At 37.5% G+C, this 24,090-nt stretch carries 26 protein-coding genes and 1 tRNA gene; 6 read left to right on the top strand and 21 right to left on the bottom strand.

The features are described 5' to 3' along the window. The 7 genes from rfbA to map all read right to left on the bottom strand — a co-directional run bounded on the left by rfbA (position 1) and on the right by map (position 6,536). Complete coding sequence (gene rfbA / locus IGK01_RS04195) at positions 1-867, bottom strand: glucose-1-phosphate thymidylyltransferase RfbA (RefSeq protein WP_010735945.1); 867 nt, start codon at positions 865-867, stop codon at positions 1-3. Between the two features lie 98 nt (positions 868-965). Continuing rightward, positions 966-1,676 (bottom strand): glycosyltransferase family 2 protein, encoded by a 711-nt coding sequence (locus IGK01_RS04190; protein ID WP_023519364.1) that lies wholly within the window; start codon positions 1,674-1,676, stop codon positions 966-968. A gap of 4 nt (positions 1,677-1,680) precedes the next feature. Then, a complete protein-coding gene (locus tag IGK01_RS04185) occupies positions 1,681-2,508 on the bottom strand; it encodes a glycosyltransferase (protein ID WP_438840510.1) in 828 nt (275 codons plus the stop codon). Beyond that, positions 2,508-3,308, bottom strand: a complete 801-nt coding sequence (locus IGK01_RS04180) for a glycosyltransferase (protein WP_438840509.1) — start codon at positions 3,306-3,308, stop codon at positions 2,508-2,510. Before IGK01_RS04180 ends, IGK01_RS04185 begins: the two co-directional genes overlap by 1 nt. Further along, positions 3,308-4,438 carry an MraY family glycosyltransferase gene (locus IGK01_RS04175; RefSeq protein ID WP_010735949.1) on the bottom strand — a complete coding sequence of 377 codons (1,131 nt, stop codon included), beginning with the start codon at positions 4,436-4,438 and terminating at the stop codon, positions 3,308-3,310. Before IGK01_RS04175 ends, IGK01_RS04180 begins: the two co-directional genes overlap by 1 nt. Before the next feature lie 77 nt (positions 4,439-4,515). After that, positions 4,516-5,439, bottom strand: coding sequence for a YihY/virulence factor BrkB family protein (locus tag IGK01_RS04170; protein WP_438840508.1), 924 nt, complete (start codon positions 5,437-5,439; stop codon positions 4,516-4,518). A gap of 332 nt (positions 5,440-5,771) precedes the next feature. Further along, positions 5,772-6,536 carry a type I methionyl aminopeptidase gene (gene map, locus IGK01_RS04165; RefSeq protein WP_019722607.1) on the bottom strand — a complete coding sequence of 255 codons (765 nt, stop codon included), beginning with the start codon at positions 6,534-6,536 and terminating at the stop codon, positions 5,772-5,774. Between the two features lie 162 nt (positions 6,537-6,698). Between map and IGK01_RS04160 the strand changes: the two genes are divergently transcribed. Then, entirely contained in the window at positions 6,699-7,142 is a 444-nt protein-coding gene (locus IGK01_RS04160) for a flavodoxin (protein ID WP_010735952.1), read from the top strand. A gap of 113 nt (positions 7,143-7,255) precedes the next feature. Here the strand turns inward: IGK01_RS04160 and IGK01_RS04155 are convergent, their stop codons facing one another. Continuing rightward, the gene (locus IGK01_RS04155; protein ID WP_438840507.1) at positions 7,256-7,825 is read right to left on the bottom strand and encodes a TetR/AcrR family transcriptional regulator; all 570 of its coding nucleotides are present in this window, start codon (positions 7,823-7,825) and stop codon (positions 7,256-7,258) included. 260 nt (positions 7,826-8,085) lie between these two features. Between IGK01_RS04155 and IGK01_RS04150 the strand changes: the two genes are divergently transcribed. After that, a complete protein-coding gene (locus tag IGK01_RS04150) occupies positions 8,086-9,318 on the top strand; it encodes an aminopeptidase (RefSeq protein ID WP_224434605.1) in 1,233 nt (410 codons plus the stop codon). 60 nt (positions 9,319-9,378) lie between these two features. On the opposite strand, the gene IGK01_RS04145 is transcribed toward IGK01_RS04150, so the two are convergent. Further along, a complete protein-coding gene (locus IGK01_RS04145; RefSeq protein WP_010735955.1) occupies positions 9,379-9,543 on the bottom strand; it encodes a hypothetical protein in 165 nt (54 codons plus the stop codon). A gap of 122 nt (positions 9,544-9,665) precedes the next feature. Between IGK01_RS04145 and IGK01_RS04140 the strand changes: the two genes are divergently transcribed. Then, a tRNA-Arg gene (locus IGK01_RS04140) sits at positions 9,666-9,739 on the top strand. A 291-nt stretch (positions 9,740-10,030) separates the two neighbouring features. Here IGK01_RS04140 and IGK01_RS04135 read toward each other — a convergent pair. From IGK01_RS04135 to sfsA, 12 genes are all read right to left on the bottom strand, one after another. Further along, a complete protein-coding gene (locus tag IGK01_RS04135) occupies positions 10,031-10,309 on the bottom strand; it encodes a zinc ribbon domain-containing protein (RefSeq protein ID WP_096081434.1) in 279 nt (92 codons plus the stop codon). Positions 10,310-10,343: 34 nt separating this feature from the next. Next, entirely contained in the window at positions 10,344-11,522 is a 1,179-nt protein-coding gene (locus IGK01_RS04130) for a GNAT family N-acetyltransferase (RefSeq protein ID WP_023519360.1), read from the bottom strand. A 260-nt stretch (positions 11,523-11,782) separates the two neighbouring features. Beyond that, entirely contained in the window at positions 11,783-12,196 is a 414-nt protein-coding gene (locus IGK01_RS04125; protein WP_010735958.1) for a DUF3284 domain-containing protein, read from the bottom strand. Further along, a complete protein-coding gene (locus IGK01_RS04120) occupies positions 12,196-12,378 on the bottom strand; it encodes a DUF3188 domain-containing protein (RefSeq protein ID WP_010735959.1) in 183 nt (60 codons plus the stop codon). The genes IGK01_RS04125 and IGK01_RS04120 overlap by 1 nt, the downstream gene beginning before the upstream one ends. A 23-nt stretch (positions 12,379-12,401) precedes the next feature. Next, the gene (locus IGK01_RS04115; RefSeq protein WP_010735960.1) at positions 12,402-12,623 is read right to left on the bottom strand and encodes a hypothetical protein; all 222 of its coding nucleotides are present in this window, start codon (positions 12,621-12,623) and stop codon (positions 12,402-12,404) included. A 108-nt stretch (positions 12,624-12,731) separates the two neighbouring features. Next, positions 12,732-14,192, bottom strand: coding sequence for a PTS sugar transporter subunit IIC (locus tag IGK01_RS04110; RefSeq protein WP_010735961.1), 1,461 nt, complete (start codon positions 14,190-14,192; stop codon positions 12,732-12,734). Between the two features lie 109 nt (positions 14,193-14,301). Next, positions 14,302-14,622 (bottom strand): PTS lactose/cellobiose transporter subunit IIA, encoded by a 321-nt coding sequence (locus tag IGK01_RS04105; RefSeq protein WP_010735962.1) that lies wholly within the window; start codon positions 14,620-14,622, stop codon positions 14,302-14,304. A gap of 26 nt (positions 14,623-14,648) precedes the next feature. Continuing rightward, on the bottom strand, positions 14,649-14,966 hold the full coding sequence (locus IGK01_RS04100) for a PTS sugar transporter subunit IIB (RefSeq protein ID WP_438840506.1): 318 nt from the start codon (positions 14,964-14,966) through the stop codon (positions 14,649-14,651). A 151-nt stretch (positions 14,967-15,117) separates the two neighbouring features. Continuing rightward, positions 15,118-17,820, bottom strand: coding sequence for a sigma 54-interacting transcriptional regulator (locus IGK01_RS04095; protein WP_371740637.1), 2,703 nt, complete (start codon positions 17,818-17,820; stop codon positions 15,118-15,120). A 62-nt stretch (positions 17,821-17,882) separates the two neighbouring features. Then, a complete protein-coding gene (locus IGK01_RS04090; protein ID WP_010735965.1) occupies positions 17,883-19,160 on the bottom strand; it encodes a DEAD/DEAH box helicase in 1,278 nt (425 codons plus the stop codon). Continuing rightward, entirely contained in the window at positions 19,160-20,173 is a 1,014-nt protein-coding gene (locus IGK01_RS04085) for a Gfo/Idh/MocA family protein (protein WP_010735966.1), read from the bottom strand. Before IGK01_RS04085 ends, IGK01_RS04090 begins: the two co-directional genes overlap by 1 nt. Before the next feature lie 15 nt (positions 20,174-20,188). Next, entirely contained in the window at positions 20,189-20,917 is a 729-nt protein-coding gene (gene sfsA / locus IGK01_RS04080; RefSeq protein ID WP_224434603.1) for a DNA/RNA nuclease SfsA, read from the bottom strand. Between the two features lie 173 nt (positions 20,918-21,090). Here sfsA and IGK01_RS04075 point away from each other — a divergent pair, with 173 nt between their 5' ends. From IGK01_RS04075 to zwf, 3 genes are all read left to right on the top strand, one after another. Beyond that, positions 21,091-21,435, top strand: coding sequence for a DUF4828 domain-containing protein (locus IGK01_RS04075; protein ID WP_010735968.1), 345 nt, complete (start codon positions 21,091-21,093; stop codon positions 21,433-21,435). 379 nt (positions 21,436-21,814) lie between these two features. Then, entirely contained in the window at positions 21,815-22,462 is a 648-nt protein-coding gene (locus tag IGK01_RS04070; protein WP_010735969.1) for a metal-dependent transcriptional regulator, read from the top strand. A 14-nt stretch (positions 22,463-22,476) separates the two neighbouring features. Next, positions 22,477-24,000: a glucose-6-phosphate dehydrogenase gene (gene zwf, locus IGK01_RS04065; protein ID WP_194179777.1), complete on the top strand. Its 1,524-nt coding sequence runs from the start codon at positions 22,477-22,479 to the stop codon at positions 23,998-24,000. The last annotated feature ends 90 nt before the right edge of the window (positions 24,001-24,090 follow it).

The raw sequence follows: 24,090 nt of genomic DNA, 5'->3' as shown, positions 1-24,090 counted from the left end.
TTATTCAGCAGCCAATCTTAATAAATATTGACCATATTGATTTTTTTTCAGTGGTTCTGCCAAAACAGCTAATTGTTGTTTGTCGATATAGCCCATTCGATAAGCCACCTCTTCTAAACAAGCAACTTTTAAGTTTTGACGCTTTTCAATCGTTTCAATAAATGTAGAGGCTTCAAGTAAAGATTCATGCGTGCCTGTATCTAACCAAGCAAAACCACGTCCCATAATCTCTACAGAAAGTTTTCCTCTTTCTAAATATGCTTTGTTGACGTCAGTGATCTCTAGTTCGCCACGCTCAGATGGTTTGATTTCTTTTGCAATTGAAATCACATCGTTGTCGTAGAAATAAAGTCCTGTGACAGCATAATTTGATTTTGGTTCTGTTGGTTTCTCTTCAATAGAGAGAGCTTGCATATTTTCATCAAATTCGACCACACCAAAACGTTCCGGATCATTAACATGATACCCGAAAACAGTCGCTCCACTTTCTCTAGAGGCAGCACGTTGCAACATTTTTGATAGTCCGCCACCATAGTAGATATTATCTCCTAAAACAAGACAAACACTATCATCGCCAATAAATTCTTCCCCAATGATAAAAGCTTGAGCTAGGCCATCGGGACTCTCTTGAACCGCATATTCAAGGTGAATACCTAGATCATGCCCATTTCCAAATAATTCTTTAAAGCGTGGGGTATCTTGAGGTGTTGAAATAATCAATATCTCCTTGATACCTGCCAACATCAAAATAGACATTGGATAATAGATCATTGGTTTATCGTAGACTGGCATCAACTGTTTCGAGGTTGCCTTTGTTAGTGGATACAAGCGTGTTCCGCTTCCTCCCGCAAGGATGATTCCTTTCATGAATATAAGCGCTCCTTTTTCTTTAAATTTTCACTTTCGTTATTATCTCATCAATCCTACTATTTGTCATGGATTTCTTGAGAATTTAACAATATCTTTTAGGGATATTTTTTCCATTTCCGCTGAATGAGTGCTTGGATCAAATGAATCCGCCAAGTGATTTTCTGGCGCCAACTACTCTTCGTTTCAATTTCACTTGCATTAAAATCGTGTCGCCGATAAAGAGTCAGCGGTTCTCGAATAAAGCCCGCATGATTCCCCGCCAGCAAACCGATCCACATATCATGCATCGGTACATTGTCAGGTATCGGTAAGATCGTCTCTTTTAATGAAGAGCGAAAAGCCATCCCTGCACCGATATAGTTACTACGAATCAAATTCGTCAACCAGCCTTCTTTGGATCTCCTAAAGGTAAAGTATGAGGAATGGATCTCATTCAACTGGCTATCTACGATCACTAAATCTGAAATAACTACTAGTTGTTTTGGATGAAGGCTAAAGTATTGTGTGATTTTCTCTACTTTCCCATCTAACCATACATCATCTTGATCTGCTAAAAATATCAGGTCTCCCTGAGCTTGTTCAATCGCAAAGCCAAAATTTTTGATCAAACCTTGTTTGGGACCTTCAAAAAGTTTGATACGTGGATCATTATGTGCATATTCTGTTAAGATCGACCAAGTATCATCGACTGAACCATCATCCGAAATAATCACTTCATCTTCTGGAGAAAGTTGCTTTAAGATACTATCCAATTGTTCTTTTAAATACGCGCCACCATTAAAGGTTGCTATACAAACCGATCGCATCATTTCACACCTTCCAATTATCAACAAACGAACGTAAAGTCATTCGCCAGATTTGACGATTCTTGACAGTCAAAAATTGCTTTGTCATTCTTAATACTAACTGCTTCCGATGTTGCATTAAATGCTGACGGTCGTATTCTTGGTAAAAGATCGACTCAGCAGCCAATATCGACTGATAGCGTGTTACGTTAACTTTTTTATAATCTAATATTGAGAGATCATGAGTCATGCTAGTGGCTAAAACTACAATTTCTTTGTTTAATTGTTTGATTTGCCAAAAAAGCCAATGATCTAAAAAATCGAGTGGGAACACTGTATTATAGCCATTGATCTCTCTTAAAAATGTGAGCGAGAATGCCGCGCCAGAATTGATTGCCATAATCCGTTGACGTGTTACTACTGGCTCTTCGATCACTTCGAAGTGGCGATTGATATAGTGGTCTGCCCACACCGGAGAGATTTGTTTTGTACCAGAAAATACTAAGGGGACCGCAGCTACTCGCTCCTTTGTCCAAGTGAGTTCGGCTACAGTTTCCAAATAATCAGTACCTAACTGAGTGTCCTGATCTAATGTTATAAGTGTCTGTACCGTATCTGAAATGTGGTCAATTGCATAATTGTAAGCAACCGCTAGGCCTGGATTTGCTGGATCATGATGATAATGGACGTTCTTTTCTGAATAAAGCACATCAGCATGTGCAACAGGACTATTATCAAAAATAACTAACTCCACTGTCCCAGCTTGGATAGCTGCTTTTAAATAATCGTAAGAAGGCGATTGGTTGATTTTTTGGTGATACAATACGATCACTACTGCTATTTCTGGTGTCATTAGAAGAAAGTCCACCCCCACTTATGGAAGAATTTCATCATTGAATTTAAAAATATTCGAAAAAGTTTGAAGTTACGATGCGCCCCTTTTCCATATAGATGGATGGCACTATAACGTGGCGTATAAAGGATCTTTTCGTTTGCTTTTTCAAAACTTAAACAAAGATCATTATCTTCAAAATACATAAAGTAGCGAATATCAAACCCATTGATTGATTTAAATTTCGCAACATCTACTACCATAAAACTACCAGAAATCATGCGCACATAAGAATCACGATCCTCTGGCAAATCACGACATTCAAAGCGATTCAATCGCCGATCAAACATTTTTTTGACAAATTTGAAAGGAATGAAACGTAGTACATAGTCGAATAGAGCTAAACGCTGTCTAATCAAGTATTGAGTCGTCCCATCTTCATTCAAGATTTTAGGTGCCAACATCGCACATTCAGGATGCGTTTCTAAGAGCGCAACCAGGTCGATCACCGTCTGCTCATCTACTAAAATATCTGGATTAAAAATCACCGCATATTTTGCAGCGCTTTGGAGCAAGGTACGGTTATGACCAAATCCAAAGCCTCGGTTTTCATTATTGAAATAAATATTCATGAACGGATATTTTAAATATTCGCGTAATCGTTCTTGGTATTCAGGTGTCGAGTTATTATCAAAAATTTGAAATTCAATTGCCGGTTCTTCACCGATCGTCGCAATGATCGTATCTAATGTCTGGAATATTTTTTTACTATTTGCTGTCACAATGCTAATTAAAATCGGCTTTTTTTTATTGTTCTCCATTAAGGTCTTTTCCATTTCTTAAAGTATTTCTGCATCACTTGTGTACGGTATTCTTTATTCCCTAAAAACCGTAATGTTTTTAGAATGAATTGGTATTTTTCATTGATCAATCCGATCAATTCAAATAATAAAATAGCAGCAAATAGCATCACTAAGAACAAAGCAATCGTTCCAAGACTTCCCGTATAATTCATGATCATTGCAGTAAATGAAAACATCAAAGCGATGGAGTAGATCGTCAAAACAGCTCCTTTATGGGTAAAGCCTAAAGCGAGCAATCGATGATGCAAATGCTTCTTATCTGCCGTAGAAAATGATACTCGATTCGCTTTTCTACGAATGATTGCAAAAAAAGTATCTGTAACAGGTACCCCCATGATGATCAACAAAGAAATCGATGAAACGAAAGTAACATTCTTTAATCCTTGCAATGATAAAACCGCCATCATAAAGCCTAAGAAAAGTGCACCTGTATCCCCTAAATAAATTTTGGCAGGATAAAAATTGTAAGGAAAAAAGCCGATGATACTTGCGACTAAACAAAAAATAACTATAGGTATATAAACTGTTGAGGCATGTAAAAAAAAGTAACCAATAATACCAATGGTCATCAAGCCAATCAAAGATATCCCTGCTGCTAAGCCATCTAAACCATCAATCAAATTGACTGCATTAGTGATCCCAAAAATCCAAAAAATGGTGACAGGAAAACTAAGCCAACCTAATTGGATATATCCTAAGAACGGTAAGGTAAAAGAATCGATCCTGATATCAGCGACAAAATAGATGATCAAAGCCGCTAATAAAATACCAATACTTTTTTGCTTAGGTGAAAGTTCATATTTGTCATCAAGTAATCCGGTCAATACGATGACGGACGCAGCCAATAATATAGGTAGAATATAAAATTTAGGGATGATATCTTTGAATAAAAACAAACTAGATATCACGAAAGAAACAAAGATAGGTAAGCCACCAGCTGAAGGCATCGGCACTTTGTTTATTCGTCGTTCATTCGGTTTATCGACCATTCCAGTTTGAACTGAAATTATTTTAAAAATGGGGGTCAATATCAAAGACAATAAAATTGTCAAAAAAATCTTTATTACAATACTAAAAGAAACCAGCATACGGGCACCTACTTTATTTAAAGAGTCATTAATAATTATAAAACACTGTCGCTATTTTACAATAAGAACTCGTGTTTCTAATTCTTTTTTTGAGAAAATTTATTTTTTAGTTTACCAAGCCATGTTGATGTGATGCTTCTTCGTTCTTTTATTTCGTTTCCTGTTATGTACTCTTGCACAACAGCATTGATGATTCCACCAAGAATAATGATCGTCGCAGCAAAGTTTAACCAAAGCATCAAAACGATAAAACTTCCGATGATTTGATAACCGCTCACACGCGTTGCAAAATAACGAGCATAAATTCCAAAAACTTGTGACAACAACATCCAACCAGTCGTTGCAAATACAGCACCAGGAATCACTGCTTTAAATTTCAATTGCGCGTTTGGTACAATCCAATAAATCATAAACATGATCACAAATAAAGCCACCAAAGTAATCGGCCATTTCAATGTTTGGAATTGGTCAATAAAGTTTACAGGTATTTTAAAGATCGGTTGAGTCGCCTCTAAAATCATTTGTCCTAATCCAAGCACTAAAGTGACACCACTAATCGCAATCATGAACAAGATGATAACTATTAAGGAAAAGAAACGGACAATGATGAAATTTTCTCTATTTTCAACTCCATACGCTTTATTCATGGCAATCTGTAATGCATTGATACTCTGACTAGCTGACCATAAAGCTGCAATAGCTGACAATGACAACAAACTACCAGAACTTTGTGTCAACAAATTTTTTACCGCCGGTCCAATAAACTGATAGATCGTTTCAGGAATCACTTGGCGAATATAAGTCAAGACAGTTTCTTGATCGATTTGAAGATACGGTAGAATATTTCCAAGCGCAATAATCAATGGAAACAAAGATAAGAGTAAATAATAAGCCACAACTACTGAAGTCGTTCCCATTTCAGAATCAACGATCCTCTTTTGCGTCGTCTCAATAAAACGCATTAAATTCTTATGTTGTTTTATTTTATTCAAAATATTCATAGTAATCTCCTGTTCAAGGTTGTGAGAAAAGCGCTTTGACCTGAGCAGTAAGATAGAAAATCAGAAAATAGCTCCCCATATTTTTTGATTTTTTAGCTTAATGTTGAAGGTCAGCTTTTCGAACACCGTTTATCTAGGTTGTAAAAAAAGCTAATAACACTGAGGAAAAGGGTGGCAAACCAGAAAATAATAGATATATTTTTCCAATTGCCACCCTACTATCTTAGTTACTAGCTTTCCTACAACTTTTATCCATTATTTGAAGAAGAAGGTCATCCACAACTTTCTCCATTTAATTAAACAGTTTGCAAACTGTTCGTTGAAAGAAGAACTTAATAAGTTCCTTCTTCACCTTGAGAAGTCAAGATTCTTGGACCATCTTTGGTGATAGCCAATGTGTGTTCATATTGGCAAGATAATCCACCATCTCTGGTATAAGCTGTCCAACCATTTGGGTCCATTTTCATTTTCCATGTTCCTGTATTGACCATTGGCTCGATCGTAATGACCATACCTTCTTTTAAACGTAATCCTTTACCTGGTTCACCATAGTGAGGAATAGTTGGTTCTTCATGGATCGTTGGTCCTACTCCATGTCCAACAAAGTCTCGTACGATTCCTAGATTTTCTCCTTCGACGTACGTTTGGATCGCATGACCAATATCCCCAATACGATTACCAACTTGCGCTTGCTCAATGCCGATATATAGTGCTTTTTTTGTCACTTCCATCAATCGATCAATTTCAGGTGTGGATTCACCCACCACATATGCCCAGCAAGAATCAGAGATTCCGCCTTTTAAGTCAATACACATATCCACTTTCACTAAGTCGCCACTTTTAAGTGGTTTTTTCCGAGGAAAACCATGACAGATCTCATCATTGATACTGATACACGTCGCATATTCATATCCTTCAAATCCAATTTGGGCAGCGACTCCGCCATGACTTTCGATATAATTACGTACAAATACTTCGATATCCCAACTAGTTACTCCTGGTTTAATGAAGTCTCGCAGATTTTTATGGACATCTGCTAATAATGCACCAGACTCTGCCATTGCTTCGATCTCACGTGCTGATTTTAATGTTATCATCTATTCTCGTCTCCTTTTTACAAATCCTTTTTATTTTAACATAGTAGGAAGTATTTAGCCAAATCCCATAGTACCTTTATAAATCTTGCTTCCTTTTTCTCAAACTTTTGGTATAATTGGTAGTTGTTGAAATGCTATTCATTAAAATTTAGGAGGCGCCTTATGGCTTTAGCAAAAATCGTTTATGCAAGTATGACTGGTAACACGGAAGAAATCGCCGATATTGTTGCAGAGGCTCTGGAAAATATGGATATCGATGTTGAAATCAATGAATGCACACAAGTAGATGCAGAAGACTTTCAAGAAGCAGATATTTGCGTAGTTGCTACTTATACATACGATGACGGTGATCTACCGGACGAAATCGTTGATTTTTATGAAGATTTACAAGAACTTGAATTACCTGGAAAAATCTACGGTGTGTGTGGCTCTGGAGATACTTTCTATGATGAGTTTTGTAAGTCAGTGGACGATTTTGATGCTGCCTTTGCAAAAACTGGTGCTGTTAAAGGTGCCGAAAGCGTGAAAGTTGATTTAAACGCTGAGGAAGAAGATATTGAAAATCTTGAAGCGTTCGCAAAATCTCTTGTATCCATGTTATCTTAATCACAAAAAGAAGGATGTGTTTACCACATCCTTCTTTTTATTTAGAAGCATTACGTTTTGTAAATCAAGGCATTACTATCAAATGGGGTCGATCAATTTTTCAAATAAGCAGATCAGTCTACTTCAATCGGATCTTTTAAGCTTAAAATGGCATTGATGCTGTCTTGGATCATCTTCTCGATTTGTGTATCCGTCGGATGGATGATATTCGATGACATCAAAGTTGCGATACCTGTTGCAATGATCCAAGTCCCATTGTGAAGCGAGACTAGTTTATCATCTGACAAGTCCATGTATTTTGGATCTTCTTTCACTACGTCCATAAAGTAATTATAGGAGAAATTTTGCATCTCTCTTCCGCCGCCATACTCTTCCAAGTAAAGTGAGCTATATAATTTCTTTTCACGATTTGCGAAATGGATGTAATTCAACGCTAGATCGACAATCGTATTGCCGGTATGTTCTACAGGAAAGACTTCGTATTTTAGATAATCGTAGATTTGCTCAAATAGCGCGTGTTTCAAATCATCCATATTTTTAAACTCTAGATAGATTGGTTGAGTAGAACAGTTCATTTTATTTGCAATGTTTCTCGCAGTGAATTTTGAAAATCCTTCATTGGCAGCAACTTCATAGGCGGCTGCCAAAATCTGCTCCTTTGTTATCGTTTTTTTTCTTGCCATAATTTTCTAATCTCCTTGAAATTTTTTATAACGCTTCCACCATTGATTAATACTATTGTACCATTTTTTTTCAATAAGCAAAACTTGTTTTTTTATTTTTTACAAATTTTTCTGTCATTATACTCGGATATCAACGCTTTTTTGTGTTTTCTAATTAAAAACAAATGATTATTTTATCAGATGTTTATTTGTTTCACTTCTAATAAAATGTTATCATACAATGAGGAATTACAAAAAATACGATGAGGAGGAATTTAATTATGTTAGCTGATTTTAATGTTAATTTAAAAAAATACGCCCGTTTAATTGCAGAAACAGGGGTCAATGTATCGAAAGGGCACACAGTAGTCTTACAAATCAATGTAGAGCAAGCGGAATTAGCCCGATTGATCACGAAAGAGGCTTACCAATTAGGTGCAGATGAGGTGATCGTTCAATGGACAGATGATATCATTCAAAAAGAATTCTTGACTCACGCTGCAGATGATCGAATCTCTACAGTTCCACAATATAAAATCGATCAAGCAGATGATTGGATTGAAAAAGGTGCGAGCAGAATCAGCGTTGTTTCTTCTGATCCAGATGCATTCGCAGGAGTTGACAATGATCGTGTAGCCACTTATCAATCAGCAGTTGGAAAAGCATTGATGAATCTAAGAAAAGCGACACAATCAAATAAAGTAAGTTGGACAGTTGTCGCAGCTGCTGGGAAACAGTGGGCAGCAAAAGTATTCCCTGATCTACCAGGGGAAGAACAAGTCGACGCATTATGGGATGAGATTTTCAAAACGACTCGCATTTATGAATCTGATCCTGTAATTGCTTGGAAAAATCACGATGAAAAACTAGCGACAAAAGCAGAAGAATTGAACAAAGAACAATTTACAGCTTTACATTATACTGCCCCAGGGACAGATATCGTAATTGGCTTGCCGAAAAATCACTTGTGGGAAGGCGCTGGAAGCTATAATGCTCGTGATGAAAAATTCATGGCAAACATGCCAACAGAAGAAGTCTTCACCGCACCTGATAGTCATCGCGTGGATGGGTATATCTCAAGTACGAAACCTTTAAGTTATGCAGGAACGACCATTATTGGAATGAAATTTACATTTAAAGACGGTAAAGTCGTTGATTTTTCAGCGGAACAAGGACAAGAAGTCTTGGCAAAACTACTAGATACCGATGAAGGTGCACGTCGTTTAGGCGAAGTTGCTCTAGTTCCTGATCCTTCACCGATTTCACAATCTGGTATCATTTTCTATAACACATTATTCGACGAAAATGCTTCAAACCATTTAGCACTTGGTTCAGCCTATGCGTTTAGTGTGCAAGGTGGAACAGAAATGACCGATGAAGAATTGGCAGCTGCAGGCTTGAATCGAAGCCAGACGCATGTGGATTTCATGGTTGGTTCAGATAAAATGGATATTGATGGTATCCGCGAAGATGGCTCACGCGTACCGATCTTCAGAAATGGCGACTGGGCGTAATAATAAAACAAAAAAAGATCTGGAAATCCCAGAACTTTTTTTGTTTTTCCATAGATATGTTTATAATAAATCTTCTTTTTTAGTAAACGTAAATTTGCGACTTTCTTTTTCTACAGGTTTTTCTTCTTCGTGTTTTTGGATTGCCTCTTTCGTAATTTCTTCACGTTCTCTTTTTGCTTCATCTAAACGTTCTGCAATTACTTCTTCTTTTGGCTTATCAGACATAATCAAAACCCCCTTTATTACCCTCATTCTACCACTCAGGATTCCTTTATTGGAAACGTTTTGCTCTAAAAATCAGCTTGCATGTATGCCTTCAAAGCGCTAAAATAATAGTATTGATGCTTGTTCCTGTAGCTCAGTAGGATAGAGCGATCGCCTCCTAAGCGATAGGTCGCTGGTTCGATTCCAGTCAGGAACGTCTTAAACTTATCATGAGTTTGTGATAGTGATGTTCAGCTCCGAGAAATAAGCCCGCTCCCCAGAAATTTGTTCTTGTATTTTGGGAGACGGGCTTATTTCTTATGGACACTGTTTATTCAGTTTTAATAATCATGAGATCCCTCAAGTCACAATCCCCTATTATATTTCTGCTTTTTAAAAAATAGCGACAAAAATAAAATTCCATTTTTTACTTATTACCAAATACATTATGTGAAGTCATTTTATTCGATAATGAGGTAGCATCCATTTTTTGCTATTGGAATAAACTTTATTGATGTTTCCACCTTTTTAAATCTGGGAAAAATTGATGCATGAATTCACGTGCTTCTTCCTTTGTCTTGCCTTGTTCTTTCAGCATGCCTGATTCATTCATGTGCTGGACACTCTCTTCAATCATTTCATCCATTGTACAATCAGTTAAAAATGCGCCATCTTTGTAGCAGTAAATGCAATATTCTTCACTCTTGCTATTGTTTTTGTTTGTCCCTAAAATCTCAACTGAATCAAGTGGCATTCCACAACTTTGACAATTCGTCATTGCTTCCATTTCTATGTTCCTCCTATCATCTGATTGTCTTTACTCAGAAATAATCATTGAGAATTGGTTGTTGATTAGGCAGTGATTGACTAAGTTCAGCCACCAATGCGCCTTCTACTTTGATTTTTTCATGGAAATCAAGCTCTTCAACTGTTTGATATCCTAACAATAATTGTGTCAAGCTTTGAATCGTTCCACTGACCACAGGTAATTCTGTCTGTTGGACTTTCTTTACTTCAAGTACTCCATTGACATAAGAAATATCAAAAAATCCTTCGTTCCATTTTGCATACGGATCTTCTGTCACATGGATAGAAAAGTTGATTGCATGTCGGAATGGATAAGTCTGCATAAATTTCTCAACATCTACGATTCTCCCCATCATATAAGGCGTGATCGTGGTTTTAGCAAATGGATTATCCAATAAATAATTTTTACTGTAGCCAGAAAAACCACATGTATACTCAAACGAATCAAATGCGCCACTATGCGAACCAATGAAACGCATCAATCCTTTCAATGCTTCATGATTCAGATAACCCATTTCGACGATGATAAATGTAGGGGCGGCTAATTTATAAACGACATAGCCTGTAGCATTCCCCTCACGGTCGTAATACAGTGCATATTGATTCTCTTTTCGTTGTTTAAACTTGTAGGAATACCACCATTCTTCTCGGACCAAACCGCCTCGCGTACTCTCCGGCATATTTGTATAAATGGATCGTATGGCATCCACTGATTCTTCAAAACTTGTCCGTTTCATATAACCAGTTGTTTTCTTTACAGCTGGCATATCACGGCTCGCCAACTCATAGCTGATTCGATCAAATAATTGTTCGTAGCCATAGCGACGATAAAAAGGATAAGAAAATGGTGCTAGATAAGACAGCGTGACATTTCTTTCTCGACAGTCTTCAAGGATTTTTTCCATGATCCGATTGATACCGCCCTGTCCTCGCGCTTCAGGATAGGAAGCAACGTATCCAATCCCAGCCATCAAGTAATTTTTTCCATAGAAATCCACTGAAAAAGGTGTGGCCATTACTTGACTTGTCAAATGGCCCTCTGGATCTAAAAAGCCGTAGTTCCATGAATTCTCAACAATCATTTTAAATCGTTCACGTCGTTCGTCTGTATCTTGTGAATTAAAAGCATAGGTTGCTAAAGCGTACATTTCTTCTAGCGCTTGGTTCCCTAATTCTTTTATAACATTCGTCATACTTTCCCTTCTCCCTTTAAATATCTATACCAATTGTACTATTATTTTCTTTATAATAGCAAGCGGACCTTCATTACTTTCACAAAGTAGTATCTCTCAAAAAATGATTTACAAAAAATAGCGCTAAAAAGCCAAAATAGAACAAACGATTTTGGTTTTTAGCGCTTCATTTTTTTGATCCAAACGTTGTTTCCACAACTTATTCTTATTTTGATCATTAGTTATCCTCTTGGATGGACGATTTGATTTACCATCCTCTTTTAATAGGATTCTTCAATCATCCCTAGCATCTTTTTAAAACGTCTCTTTTTAAAATACATCAACATCGTTCCTAAGATCATATCATTCATTTTCTGCAACATACCGTGTGATTCCATTTGTTCTGTATAGTGGACTTCACACGATTTTTCATCAATTGGTTTGATTTGATAATGAACGACAAAATCATTTTTAGTCGTTGAGGTACGAAATTTATAAGATTGGTTATCAATGACTTCCTCAATGATAATGCGTGCACGATTATTTTGAGAGAATTGTTTGACGTATTCAAGATTCTTTAATTGTTTGCGTGTCACTGATTTCCCAGTGGCTTTGCGGACATCAAAAAGAACAGAATCCATCACTTTATCATAGAAAAACGATGCCGGAATGTTTAGTGTTTTAATTATTTCCATTAGTTCTTTTTCTCCTTTGCTTCTTCTTTTTTCTTACCTTTTAAAAAGAAGTAAATCCCTAGTCCTGCAAAAAACAACCCAGTGACCATACTATAAATGTCATATTGTTGTGTTCCCGGATTTAAACTATATAGTATGATCAGTGAACCAATACTACACAAAAACAATCCATTTTTTATCATTTGAACCACCCTTATCTTGTTTCTTAGACTGCTGCTGCTTGGAAATATAATACCGTGCCCCATGGTTGCGCTTTGATCAATTCTTTTGCTGTTTTGGCAGCTGCTTCTTTATCTTCTGCACTTGTTTCAAAGAATAATTTGATTCCTTGTTTTTCTTTGAATGTAAAGGTCATGCCTTCTTCGTTGTATCCTTCTAATAATTCTTTGATTGCATCTTGTTGCATAGCACTAGCGATTGAAATCATTTGTTCTCCTCTTTTCTTTTTTTATTGATTACTTTTAGTTTCACTCGAATGAAGCGAGGGCTAGGGATTTGACGGATCGTCATCGCCCATAGCCCCTACTTCAACTGATTATTTAGGTTCTCCTGCTGCTGGATCCATTTTATTTGCTGACATCACAAATGGTGCCCAGATCAGGAAGGTCACAACCATACATACTAATGTGACAATCGGCGCCCGCCAGTCTGCCCCTGTTGCAAGGAACGATAGCAAGAACGGTGGGACGACCCAAGTCACTTGTTGGGATACCGGTGCGACTAATCCTAGATAAGTAGCTACCCAACCAATTGTTGTTGCAACAACCGGCGCAACCAAGAATGGGATAAACATGATCGCATTCAAGACGATTGGTAAACCAAACATCACTGGTTCATTGATATTGAAGATACCAGGTCCAATCGAAAGTTTTGCTACAGTCAAGTAGTCTGCACGTTTTGATAATAGTAAGATAGCGATCAATAGAACGATTGTTCCACCTGATCCACCAAACCATGCAAACGCATCAAATGAGCCACGTACCCACATGTAAGCTTTACCATCTTCAATCGCATCTAATACTGCAGGTGTTCCTGTTTTGCCATTGTAACCTTTTTGGAAGATATCGATGTTGATCAATTGTGCTTGACCCCAAATACCTTCTAATACTGGTGCTAATACGTTCGGACCATGGATACCAAAGAACCAGAAAATCTGAACGAAGATCGTAACGATTAATACAGCACCAATACCTTGTGATAAGCCTAAGAAAGGTTCTGCAATATATTTTTGTACTAAATCAATGATCAGTTGACCATCTGCCACACGTCCAACAACATAATTAATGATAGCGATGACATATAATGAAATCGTTGCTGGTAGGATTGCTGCAAATGCTTTAGAAACTGCGGGTGGTACTGAGTCAGGCATTTTGATCGTGATATTAGCAAGCATCAATTTACAGAAAATGATAACAGAGATTGCACCCATGATCATTACTGTAAAGTAGGCGTTACCGTTTAAATGATCTAATTTCAACCATCCCCACAAACCAACTGATAGAGTGCCATCAGCAATCGTTGCCCCAATTTCCGAGCCATTAATCGCATCTGCCACATTTTGTGGAACATTGACATTCAATGCAGCTGATAATGACGGGCCAAAAGCGATTCCTTGGATCAGTGTTGCTAAACCAACGATCCCTCCTGCTAAATCATTCACGCCATATGCACGGGCTAAATTATATCCCCATGAAAAGGCAAAGATCAGTCCGGCGATCGCTAAGGTACCATTCCAAACGAACCCATTGATGCCGATGATCACATTCAATACAGCAAAAAAACCTTTGTCTGCTGCTAAGCTGTCAGCATACGTACTAATAAATTGCTGTGGTAAATCACGAATAATTGCGTTGATCATTACAGCTACTGATCCAGCCATTGTTGCAGGCATCGTACCGATAAAAGCGTCACGCAATGCCACTAAGTGCTTTTGCGCGCCGATTCTTCCGGCAACTGGAAGGATGTATTTTTCCATCCAACTTGTTAATCCATTCATTATTACTTCCTCCTATAAGTTTTTATATAAAGAATAACTCCTTATACCAAATTAAAAAAATCCGTTCAAAAATTTTTTTCTTCTTCCGTTCAAAAAAGAAGTGTTATGGTTATTCAACGTAAGTTCTACGATATAAATCAATGATTTCTTTTGCAAGGTCTGTAAATGCGATCGATGTCATCAAGTGATCTTGACTATGCACAGTCAACAGCGTTACTTGCATATGATTTCCTTGTGCTTCTTGCGTGAGCATTTGAGTTTGTGAATGATGCGCTTCTACCAGAGAGGCTTCAGCATCGCGGATTTTTTGCTCCGCTAAATCAAAATCTCCTTTTTTCGCCGCGGAAATCGCTTCCATTGCATCGCTTTTTGCATTTCCACCATACATGATCAATCCCATGATGGCTTCTAGATTTTGTTGATCTTCCACTATTCTACCTCCAGCTTCACGATTGATTATTTCATTAATTTTTCAGCTTGTTCAAGTACTTTTGCACCGTTCATCATGCCATAATCTTGCATATTGATAACATCCAATGGAATTCCTTTTGGCGCTAATTTTTGTTCAAATTGTGCTTTCATAAAGCGAACTTGTGGACCTAATAATAGAACATCTACATTTTTTGATTCAAGGTTATTGTCAGCATCTGAAGCTGAAACCGCAAAGATATCTGCTTCCATTCCTTTTTCTTCTGCTGCTTTTTGCATTTTTGTTACTAATAAACTTGTACTCATTCCTGCAGAACATACTAACATGATTGTTTTTTTATCCATTTTTTCCACTCCTTTAAATTTGGTTTTACACTATAACTATAATGCAAGAAGCATGCCAAACACTAAATAGGTAAAATAGCGTTTTCACAACACTAATCAAGCAAACACAGTGTACACACTAATCGTTAGTGTGTACACTGTGTAATTTCAATCATTTTTTTATTTTATTTTCTATAAACATTTGTGTGATAAAAGCAATTTCATGTTCTGGGATTTTCACACCATATTTACGTTCGATCCCGATCAAATTCGTTCGAACAATATCCATTTCTAAGCGATACATTTTTGCAAAAATGGGGAAATCATCAAATGTACGCAATTTTTCATGTTTGATTAGACCATCAATCAAAAAAGCAACATGGATCACGATACCCGTATCCACACCTGGTTCAACGATGATCGATAAGTCTGTTTGGATTTGTTGGACCGCTTTTTGCAAAGCTTGAATCAAACGCTCAACAGATGATATCGCATTCAATGAGTCTTTTAATGAATCAACAATTTTCGCTGTCGGAACTTCGTCATCTGCGATGCGTTTCAATGTATTGAGTTTTTCATCATCGAATACGTCATAGGCAGAGAAGAATGGGATATTTTGATAATCTACCTCAACAGTTCCGGCAATCGCCTTGATCTCATATTCTTCCAATAACGCATCAATGTGGCGTTTAAATGATTCACGTTCCAAAAACTGCATTTGGATCACTTCAACTTTATCCTGATTGATAACGGGCACAATTCGTTGATACAGTTTTGCTGCCACCCCTTCTCCAGTAAAACAAGTCACGATCACTGCTTTTTTCCGTTCGTTCATTTCCTGCTTTTCGATTTTAAATTGATCTTTGACAATCGATTCAAAAGACATTTGGATACTTTGGTAGATATCTTCTAAGCTTCTACCAACATTTGCCATCCGGATTGCTTCGATGACGATCATGGTACTGGTCATCGTAATTGCTTTTGTACGTATCCCCGTCTCTTCATAGATCAAATCGCTGAATGTATTCAGTGAACCCATATCAGTCAGTAAAATCAACCCATTTGTTAAATTGCTTTGACGATTCTTTACATATTTCAATACTTCTTCGTACATGGATTGAACTTCCATCTCTAATGGCATATTGAACGCTTGACCGATCGTTGTTCCGAGTAAAGCTTGCGCCATCTCCAACATACTTGAAGCGGTTTGTCGCCCGTGCATCAAGACTAACACGTCGACTTTATTTTCTTTGACTGGTTCACTTTCTCCGAGGTTGATCGATAAAAACATACTGATAAAGCCAATTTCATCAAATGGTATCTCTACTTGTTGATCTTCTTCAATGATCGTAGACAAATCGATTGCAACTTGAAATTCTTTTTTGAACTTCTTTCGTATATTATTCAAGTCTGGATGAACGATCATATGTCCATCTTTCACACGATCCAATGTACTTTGCAAATGTAAGGCAAAGGCAAAGCGTGCTTTTTGGTTATAGATTCGGTCTAGTCGTTTCTCAGCAACATCGTATAGCTCATTTGTCAAACGCCAGATGTCTTCTGGAAGTAAATCTTTAGGGATCGTACTTTTCGTCAATTCTTTTACATACGTTTGAAAATAGGCATCGACATCTTTCGAGATCAACGCCTCAAGATCAATATTTTCGCCACCCGTTTCAGAAAGTGACATCACCTTTTCTTCAATATCATTGTACACTTGCATGTTTCTTTCTGGGTCCCGAGACCAAACCACATCAGCGAATCCTGGCTCAAATGTCAAATATTGACTCTTACTATCCATGAAGCGATCTAATCGTTCAGGGACTTCTTTGATTCGTAATAATCCTTTTTGGACTTGCAGGGATAACTCTTCTTTTCGAATGACTAATTTTTCTTCTTGGTGCATACGATAATGAAGGAATGACTTAGCACAGACTAATTTCAGGTCACGTTTCACTTGCCCGATATTTCCCTCTGCGTCGTATAACATAAAAGCTAAAATCGCTTCTTTTTCAATATCGATCCGCTGATTCAAACGATTCGCTTCTTGCTTGATAAACAAGGAAATGATTTCATACCGCTCATCTAATGAACGAGAGGCCAGATTTGGCAAAGTGATTGCCATCGGTATCCTGCGGTTAAATGTCGTCAAAAAACTTTCAGATGATTCTGTCGTTGCTCCGATGATCTGAACAGACGCCTCATGGACTTGTGCGCTCTCCCCTAATGGGCGATAAACGCCTTTGTCGATAAACGTGAAGAGCATCTCTTGCCCTTCTGGAGGTAAGCGATGGATCTCATCTAAAAATAAGATCCCCCCATCTGCTTTAGCCATCAAACCTTGGCTATCTTGTGTTGCACCTGTATAAGCACCTTTTTTTATTCCGAAGATATGTCCAAACAACAACTGTGGGTTTTGCGCATAATCTGCACAATTAAATGAAATAAATGGGGCATCTGGAGAAAGCATTTCCGAATCGATTGCAAAATGGTACATACATTCAGCAAACATCGATTTCCCTGTTCCTGTCTCCCCAAAAATAATCGTATGCAATCCTCTTGGCGGATATAAAATCGCTGCTTTAGCCTGTTGGATACTTACTTTTAATGATTCATTCTCCCCTACTAGGGTTTCAAAAGTGACTTGTGTAGAAGCGTCCACATGAACTTTATCTGAAGCTGTTTTTTTGGGAGGCATAGAATAAACTACAGGTCTGCCAGTGCTTTTCACGATGTAATGCGCTTTATATAAATCACTTAGATAACGACTTGCATTACTACGATCAATCTCTAATTGCTTCGCAACATCCGTTGCTGTCAATCCTTTATGATTTTCCGTAAGTAAATCCAAGATTTCTTCCTGTCTTTCGTTCATGATAACTCTCCTTTAACCAAACGACCTGTTTCCATTTTCAATATAATAACACAAAAAGGCGCTTATTTGCGCCTTGCTCCTTTATTTTTATCTTTTTTATGCTTGTTTTTGTGTTTTGTTTTAGGAGAAGAAGCAACTTTTTTTGTAACTGTTTCACTTGCTTCTTTTTTTCCTAATTCTTTCTTTTTTGGGAGCATTTTTGTTGGGGCTTTTTCAGGGGCTTCTGTCTGTAAGCCTCCCCCATAAATAAATAATTCAGTGAGTTCTGTTTCTGTTTGTCGAGCCATTTTTTTTAAGTCTCTTAGTGTATGTTCATTCACAAAGGTGATGACTTGTCCTTCTTGCCCCATTCGACCAGTTCTACCTGCACGATGCAAATATGTTTCTTCTGTCATTGGAACGTCGACATTGACAACATAAGGCAGTTCCGCGATATCTAGCCCACGAGCAGCTACATCCGTTGATAACAACATGCTGATTTTGCCTTCTTTGAATTGATTCAATGCCGCTTTTCGTAACAGCTTGTTTTGGTCAGATGCTAAACTCGCCACGCGGATTCCTCGATAACTCATTTTTTCTTCCATCATGCCTAACTCACTCAACTGGTTGAAAAAAACAAGACCTTGGAAACCTTCCACATGGGCTAATCGTCTTAGATAGTCCTCTGTTTTTCGAGCAGGAACACGGATAAAATAGTGACTAAGTCCTTTCCTTGAATCATCCATTTTAGTAACGTCGACCACTTTCAGCGATTGTTTTGTCAATGATTCGATTTGCTGGATGGAACGATCGGCTGTTGCTGAAAAGAAAGCTAATTGGTAGTCGGTTGGCGCTTGATGAATGATTTGATCAATAAATGGTCGATTTCCTTCATCAAAAAGTTGATCTGCCTCGTCAAATACGATTGTTTGGATTTGATGAGCCTTTATTTTTTTTTGTTTCATCAACTCCAATACACGACCTGGTGTGCCTACCAATACTTCCGGTTTCTTTTTTAGTCCTTCGATTTGGCGTTTGACATTTGCACCGCCCACAACAGATTGGACAGAGATTGCTAAATCTTTTGCCCATTCACGGGTGACCTCAGCAACTTGGATCGCCAATTCTTGCGAAGAAGCAAGGATCAATAGGGTACTTGCCTCTCCTTTTTTCACATTCAATAGTAAAGGCCATAGATAAGCTAAGGTCTTACCTGAACCGGTTGGAGAAACAGCAATCAAGCTTTTACCTTCTTTTAAGTCAGTGAATACTTCTTGTTGGATAAACGATGGGACAGTGAACCCTTTTTCTTCCCATTTATTTTGCCAATTAGTTGGAAAATGTTTTACAAAATCAGTCATTACTCAGTTCCCTCTTTATCTGCATCGAATTCGATCCCACCACTGATTCGCAAATCATAAACGACTTGATTCACGTTTCGTGCAAGTTCGACCCATTCTTCATACTGTAATCCCCATTGTGGATCTTTAGGGTTCATGATCACATTCGCAAAATCTTCTGCCTCTTCACTCATTGGATTTTCAGAAGCTACGATCTCTAATTTTTCAATTTGTTCGTGGTTACGATCATGGTACTCTGCTTGCTCAATTGCATTGACGCCATTCATGATCACTGTTCCACTATCAAAATAAATCTCGGAAGGTAGATATGAATCACCAATTTTGCCCGGTTGGATTGCTACATCAAAAGTAGCATAGCGCAAGATCCCCCAACCTAATCCATCAACACCTGTAGCTATTTTTCTAGGGAAATAATGGACTTCTTGCGGCTTGCCAAACCAACCTACAGCTGCGTAGACAAGGTAAACGCCGAGATCCATCATTGCTCCACCTGAAAAACGCGGAGAGAAAATATTCGGTTCTTCCCCATCTAATACTTGATCATAACGAGAAGAATATTTCATATAGCTGAAATTTGCGCCAATGATCTCATCTTTCAAAGGTAAAAATTCTGCAATTTTTTTAAACCCAGCTTCATGGATATTTCGCGCGGCTTCAAAGAAAAAGACTTTCTCTTGGTTTGCCAAATGAATGATCTCTTCCATTTCTTTTGGTGTACTAAATGCCGGTTTTTCTACAATCACATTTTTCCCTGCCAAAATTGCTTGCTTCGCATGCTGAAAATGCAAACTATTTGGCGAAGCAATATAGACCGTATCCATGTGTTCTAACTCAAAAAAAACAGTTAAATCTGTTGCGAATGCGATATCGCCTTCATATTCTGCGCCAAATTGTTGCGCTTTTTCTAAATGTCTTGAATAAACAGCTGTTAATTCATACTTACGTGTCGCTAATGCTGCTTGAACAAATTGATGGGTAATCCAATTTGTGCCGATTATACCTAAATGGATCATCTTTACGCCTTCTTTCTATAAATTAGGATCTTCAAAAACTGTATTTAGGTCAAATGGGATTGCTTGTTTCAATACCACTTGTTTTTCTGTTACTTGACAATTATATACGATTACTTGAACACCTGCTTGTTGAGCAAAACGAAAAGCAGTGGCTAATTCTGGTTGCATCTGTTCATGGATCGTTGCTTGATGCAAGTGTTCAAATTGTACAATAAAAAGAATATAGGTCTCATAGCCTTCTTGATGCGCGCGGATCAATTCATTGACGTGTTTAAGTCCACGAATGGTCGGTGCATCGGGAAAAGCACCTATTGCTTTGTTTTCCAAGGTCATCCCTTTGACTTCTACAAATGCTTTTTGACCACAACTTGTTTCTAAATAAATATCGAATTTAGACTTTCCAAAGGTCACTTCACGTTTGTAGAACTCAATATCACCATTTAAATTTGGTAAGTGGATCGTCCCATCTAAAATTCCATCAATCGCTAATCGGTTTGGTAACTGACTATCGATATTGAACCACTGCTGCTCTTTTTTTACAGCAATTAGATCATAGGCAGTTTTACGTTTTGTTCCAGGAATGTGTACTAACGCCACCTCTGCACCAGGAAGCAACAACTCTTTGCCTCTACCTGTATTCTTAACATGAGTTTTGACTACTTCTCCTTTTTTGTTCAAACAAAAAGCAATAAAGCGATTTGGTCGTTCAATGAAGTAAGCAATTTCAACATCTTGGTAGTCCAATAGTCATCACCTGTCTCCCTACTACTGTATCCTACCATATTTTTACTAAAAACACTTGAAAAACCAGTCGAAAGTCTTAGAGAAATCATGCACTTTCTTTAGTAAACTATAAGAAAAGGAACAATAAGCAAAATATGCTTTTATCATAAATGAAGACAAAGGAGTGGAAAAAAATGAAAAAAAGAATCATCTATATCCTACTTGCCGGTATCGCAACACTTGCTGGAAAAAAAGTACTCGATCATAAAAAGAAAGAAGCACAGGTCGATCATTTGAATAAATACTGTGGAACTTGGTCATTTACGGATACCAGCCAAACACACCATGAACTGACCATCCATTCTGATTATTCTTTTTGGCTTGATGACCGTTCTTTAGGAACACTATTAGTCGAAGTTACCTCCGAAAAATTGATAGTTAGAGATCAGTATGGCTTTTACCTAACGTTTTCTTACAACGACATGTTATTGTACGATGAAGCAAATGATTCCGCTTATTTATTATCAAAAAAATCATGATTATCCTAGCTTAGTAGATGATACACTGCCAATCACTTCATTAACGTACTTCTTTTTTATAAAAACGAGACAAAGGGTTTAGAAAATTGCTGTTTTCTAAACCCTTTGTCTCGTTTTACAAGTTTCATCCATGCAATTTCCTCTAGGTCACAACGATCGAACAAATTATGCTATGATAAGAGCAAAGTACTTTTCAATTAGCGGCTATTTGATCACTACACATCTCAAATAACTACTTAGAAAGATGGACAAACGATGGAATACGAAAAATAAAAAAACCGACATTTCCGTCCTATTTTTTTCTCATAAAATAGTCAATTTGTGTTTTTTTTGTTACACTTACAAGTGATGGTTTCTTACCATGAAAGGATGATCGCATATGACACCAAACCGAGAAGATTATTTAAAAATCATTCTGGAATTAGGCGGTGACACAACAAAAGTCAATAATAAACAAATCGTTTCTAGCCTAGCAGTGTCACCTGCTTCAGTAAGCGAAATGATTTCTAAACTCGTTAAAGAAAAACTAGTCGAACACTCTCCTTACCAAGGTGTACAATTGACTGATAGCGGACTGATAAAAGCAAGTAGCCTGATACGTAAACATCGATTATGGGAAGTTTTTTTAGTCGAACATTTAGATTACAACTGGAATGAGGTTCATGACGATGCTGAGGTCCTTGAGCATGTGACTTCTGAACAGCTTGCGGATCATTTAGAAAGTTATTTAAATCATCCTAAACATTGCCCACATGGAGGCATTATCCCTAAAAAGGAACAGGTTGTCCATGAAGAGCGTCGTCAAACACTGGAATCCTACCCAGTCGGTACCAAAATTCGGATTGCTCGTGTCCTTGATGAAAAGGAATTATTAGACTATTTAGTCACAATCGATGTCAATATTGATGAAACTTATGAAATCACTGATGTAGCGGCCTATGAAGGACCAATCACCATCCAAAATAAAACTAAAAAAATTCCTGTCAGCTTTAAAGCCGCCAGCACAATTTTTGTTGATAAACTGTAAAGGAGATTACCCAAATAATGAATGAAAAAAACGTATTATTTACTATATTTGGCGGTACAGGAGATTTAGCACAACGTAAATTGTATCCTTCCCTTTTTCGTTTATACAAAAAGGGCAACTTGAGCGAACATTTTGCTGTGATCGGTACAGCACGTCGTCCTTGGAGTGATGAACACTATCGTGAAGTGGTTAAAGGAACAATCGAAACATTAAATCCTTCTGCCGAAGAAGCCGAACGATTTGCTAGCCATTTTTATTACCAATCTCATGATGTCAATGATTCTTCTCATTACCAAACATTAAAAGAATTATCTGATCGTTTAGATGAAAAATACCACTTGAATGGTAATCGAATGTACTATTTAGCCATGGCTCCACAATTTTTCGGTACGATCGTTTCACATTTGAAATCTCAGAAAATCATCACTGAAACTGGCTTCAATCGATTGATTATCGAAAAACCTTTTGGTTCTGATTTCCATTCAGCCTTTGAATTGAATGAAAAAATTCGACAAGTCTTTCCAGAAGACGATATTTTCCGTATTGACCATTATTTAGGTAAAGAAATGATCCAAAATATCTCTGCGATTCGCTTTGCCAATAATATTTTTGAGTCTCAATGGAACAATCGTTACATTGACAACATCCAAATCACTTTTGGTGAGAGTTTAGGTGTTGAAGATCGTGGCGGCTACTATGACCACAGTGGTGCGTTAAAAGATATGGTCCAAAATCATATCCTTCAAGTATTAGCATTACTTGCGATGGAACCCCCCGTTGCCTTTTCCGAAAAAGAAATCCGATCAGAAAAAATCAAAGCGTTAAAAGCGATTCGTATTTATGAAAAAAAAGAAGTCTTAGAAAATTTTGTACGTGGGCAATATGCTGCAGGTCAACTAGATGATCAGACATTCAAAGGCTATCGTGAAGAAGACAACGTTGATCCAGAATCAACAACTGAAACATTTGTTGCTGGAAAATTCACGATCGATAATTTCCGTTGGTCTGGCGTACCGTTTTATGTACGTACTGGGAAACGTCTTACTGAAAAAGGTACACGAATCAATATTGTCTTTAAACAAGTACCTGTCAATGTATTTAAAACATCGATCGACGAACCTTGTAGTGATCCAACGTTACCACCAAATGTTTTGACTATCTATATTCAACCAACAGAAGGTTTTTCATTTACATTAAATGGAAAAAAAGTTGGTCAAGGCTTCGCCACCGATCCAATCAAACTGGAATATCGCAATAGTGCTGAAATGGTCGAAAATAGTCCTGAAGCGTATGAAAAGCTTATGTTAGATGCGTTGAACGGTGATAGCACCAACTTCTCTCATTGGGAAGAAGTCGCACAATCTTGGCATATCGTTGACGTGATCCGCCAAGTTTGGGATCAAGTACAACCAGATTTCCCGAATTATAAAGCTGGTTCTATGGGTCCTGAAGCAGCATTCGAGCTTTTAGAAAAAGACGGGTTCGAATGGATCTGGCAACCAGATCATTGGTACCGTGAACGTGGTAAATTGGATTAGTGACCAATCATTTGCTATTCGCTTAAAAATACTCTTTGATGTAATAAAAACAACCAAACACAAGATGTGTTTGGTTGTTTTTTACTAACT

It is taken from the genome of Enterococcus sp. AZ080 (assembly GCF_051714945.1).
In the GTDB taxonomy this organism is placed as follows: domain Bacteria; phylum Bacillota; class Bacilli; order Lactobacillales; family Enterococcaceae; genus Enterococcus_B; species Enterococcus_B pernyi.
This window is presented reverse-complemented; position numbering and strand designations above follow the sequence as displayed.

Bases quoted from the DNA above. Each gene is read 5' to 3' on its own strand.
- rfbA (WP_010735945.1), bottom strand. From the start codon at position 867: ATGAAAGGAATCATCCTTGCGGGAGGAAGCGGAACACGCTTGTATCCA.
- IGK01_RS04190 (WP_023519364.1), bottom strand. From the start codon at position 1,676: ATGCGATCGGTTTGTATAGCAACCTTTAATGGTGGCGCGTATTTAAAA.
- IGK01_RS04185 (WP_438840510.1), bottom strand. From the start codon at position 2,508: ATGACACCAGAAATAGCAGTAGTGATCGTATTGTATCACCAAAAAATC.
- IGK01_RS04180 (WP_438840509.1), bottom strand. From the start codon at position 3,308: ATGGAGAACAATAAAAAAAAGCCGATTTTAATTAGCATTGTGACAGCA.
- IGK01_RS04175 (WP_010735949.1), bottom strand. From the start codon at position 4,438: ATGCTGGTTTCTTTTAGTATTGTAATAAAGATTTTTTTGACAATTTTA.
- IGK01_RS04170 (WP_438840508.1), bottom strand. From the start codon at position 5,439: ATGAATATTTTGAATAAAATAAAACAACATAAGAATTTAATGCGTTTT.
- map (WP_019722607.1), bottom strand. From the start codon at position 6,536: ATGATAACATTAAAATCAGCACGTGAGATCGAAGCAATGGCAGAGTCT.
- IGK01_RS04160 (WP_010735952.1), top strand. From the start codon at position 6,699: ATGGCTTTAGCAAAAATCGTTTATGCAAGTATGACTGGTAACACGGAA.
- IGK01_RS04155 (WP_438840507.1), bottom strand. From the start codon at position 7,825: ATGGCAAGAAAAAAAACGATAACAAAGGAGCAGATTTTGGCAGCCGCC.
- IGK01_RS04150 (WP_224434605.1), top strand. From the start codon at position 8,086: ATGTTAGCTGATTTTAATGTTAATTTAAAAAAATACGCCCGTTTAATT.
- IGK01_RS04145 (WP_010735955.1), bottom strand. From the start codon at position 9,543: ATGTCTGATAAGCCAAAAGAAGAAGTAATTGCAGAACGTTTAGATGAA.
- IGK01_RS04135 (WP_096081434.1), bottom strand. From the start codon at position 10,309: ATGGAAGCAATGACGAATTGTCAAAGTTGTGGAATGCCACTTGATTCA.
- IGK01_RS04130 (WP_023519360.1), bottom strand. From the start codon at position 11,522: ATGACGAATGTTATAAAAGAATTAGGGAACCAAGCGCTAGAAGAAATG.
- IGK01_RS04125 (WP_010735958.1), bottom strand. From the start codon at position 12,196: ATGGAAATAATTAAAACACTAAACATTCCGGCATCGTTTTTCTATGAT.
- IGK01_RS04120 (WP_010735959.1), bottom strand. From the start codon at position 12,378: ATGATAAAAAATGGATTGTTTTTGTGTAGTATTGGTTCACTGATCATA.
- IGK01_RS04115 (WP_010735960.1), bottom strand. From the start codon at position 12,623: ATGATTTCAATCGCTAGTGCTATGCAACAAGATGCAATCAAAGAATTA.
- IGK01_RS04110 (WP_010735961.1), bottom strand. From the start codon at position 14,192: ATGAATGGATTAACAAGTTGGATGGAAAAATACATCCTTCCAGTTGCC.
- IGK01_RS04100 (WP_438840506.1), bottom strand. From the start codon at position 14,966: ATGGATAAAAAAACAATCATGTTAGTATGTTCTGCAGGAATGAGTACA.
- IGK01_RS04095 (WP_371740637.1), bottom strand. From the start codon at position 17,820: ATGAACGAAAGACAGGAAGAAATCTTGGATTTACTTACGGAAAATCAT.
- IGK01_RS04090 (WP_010735965.1), bottom strand. From the start codon at position 19,160: ATGACTGATTTTGTAAAACATTTTCCAACTAATTGGCAAAATAAATGG.
- IGK01_RS04085 (WP_010735966.1), bottom strand. From the start codon at position 20,173: ATGATCCATTTAGGTATAATCGGCACAAATTGGATTACCCATCAATTT.
- IGK01_RS04075 (WP_010735968.1), top strand. From the start codon at position 21,091: ATGAAAAAAAGAATCATCTATATCCTACTTGCCGGTATCGCAACACTT.
- IGK01_RS04070 (WP_010735969.1), top strand. From the start codon at position 21,815: ATGACACCAAACCGAGAAGATTATTTAAAAATCATTCTGGAATTAGGC.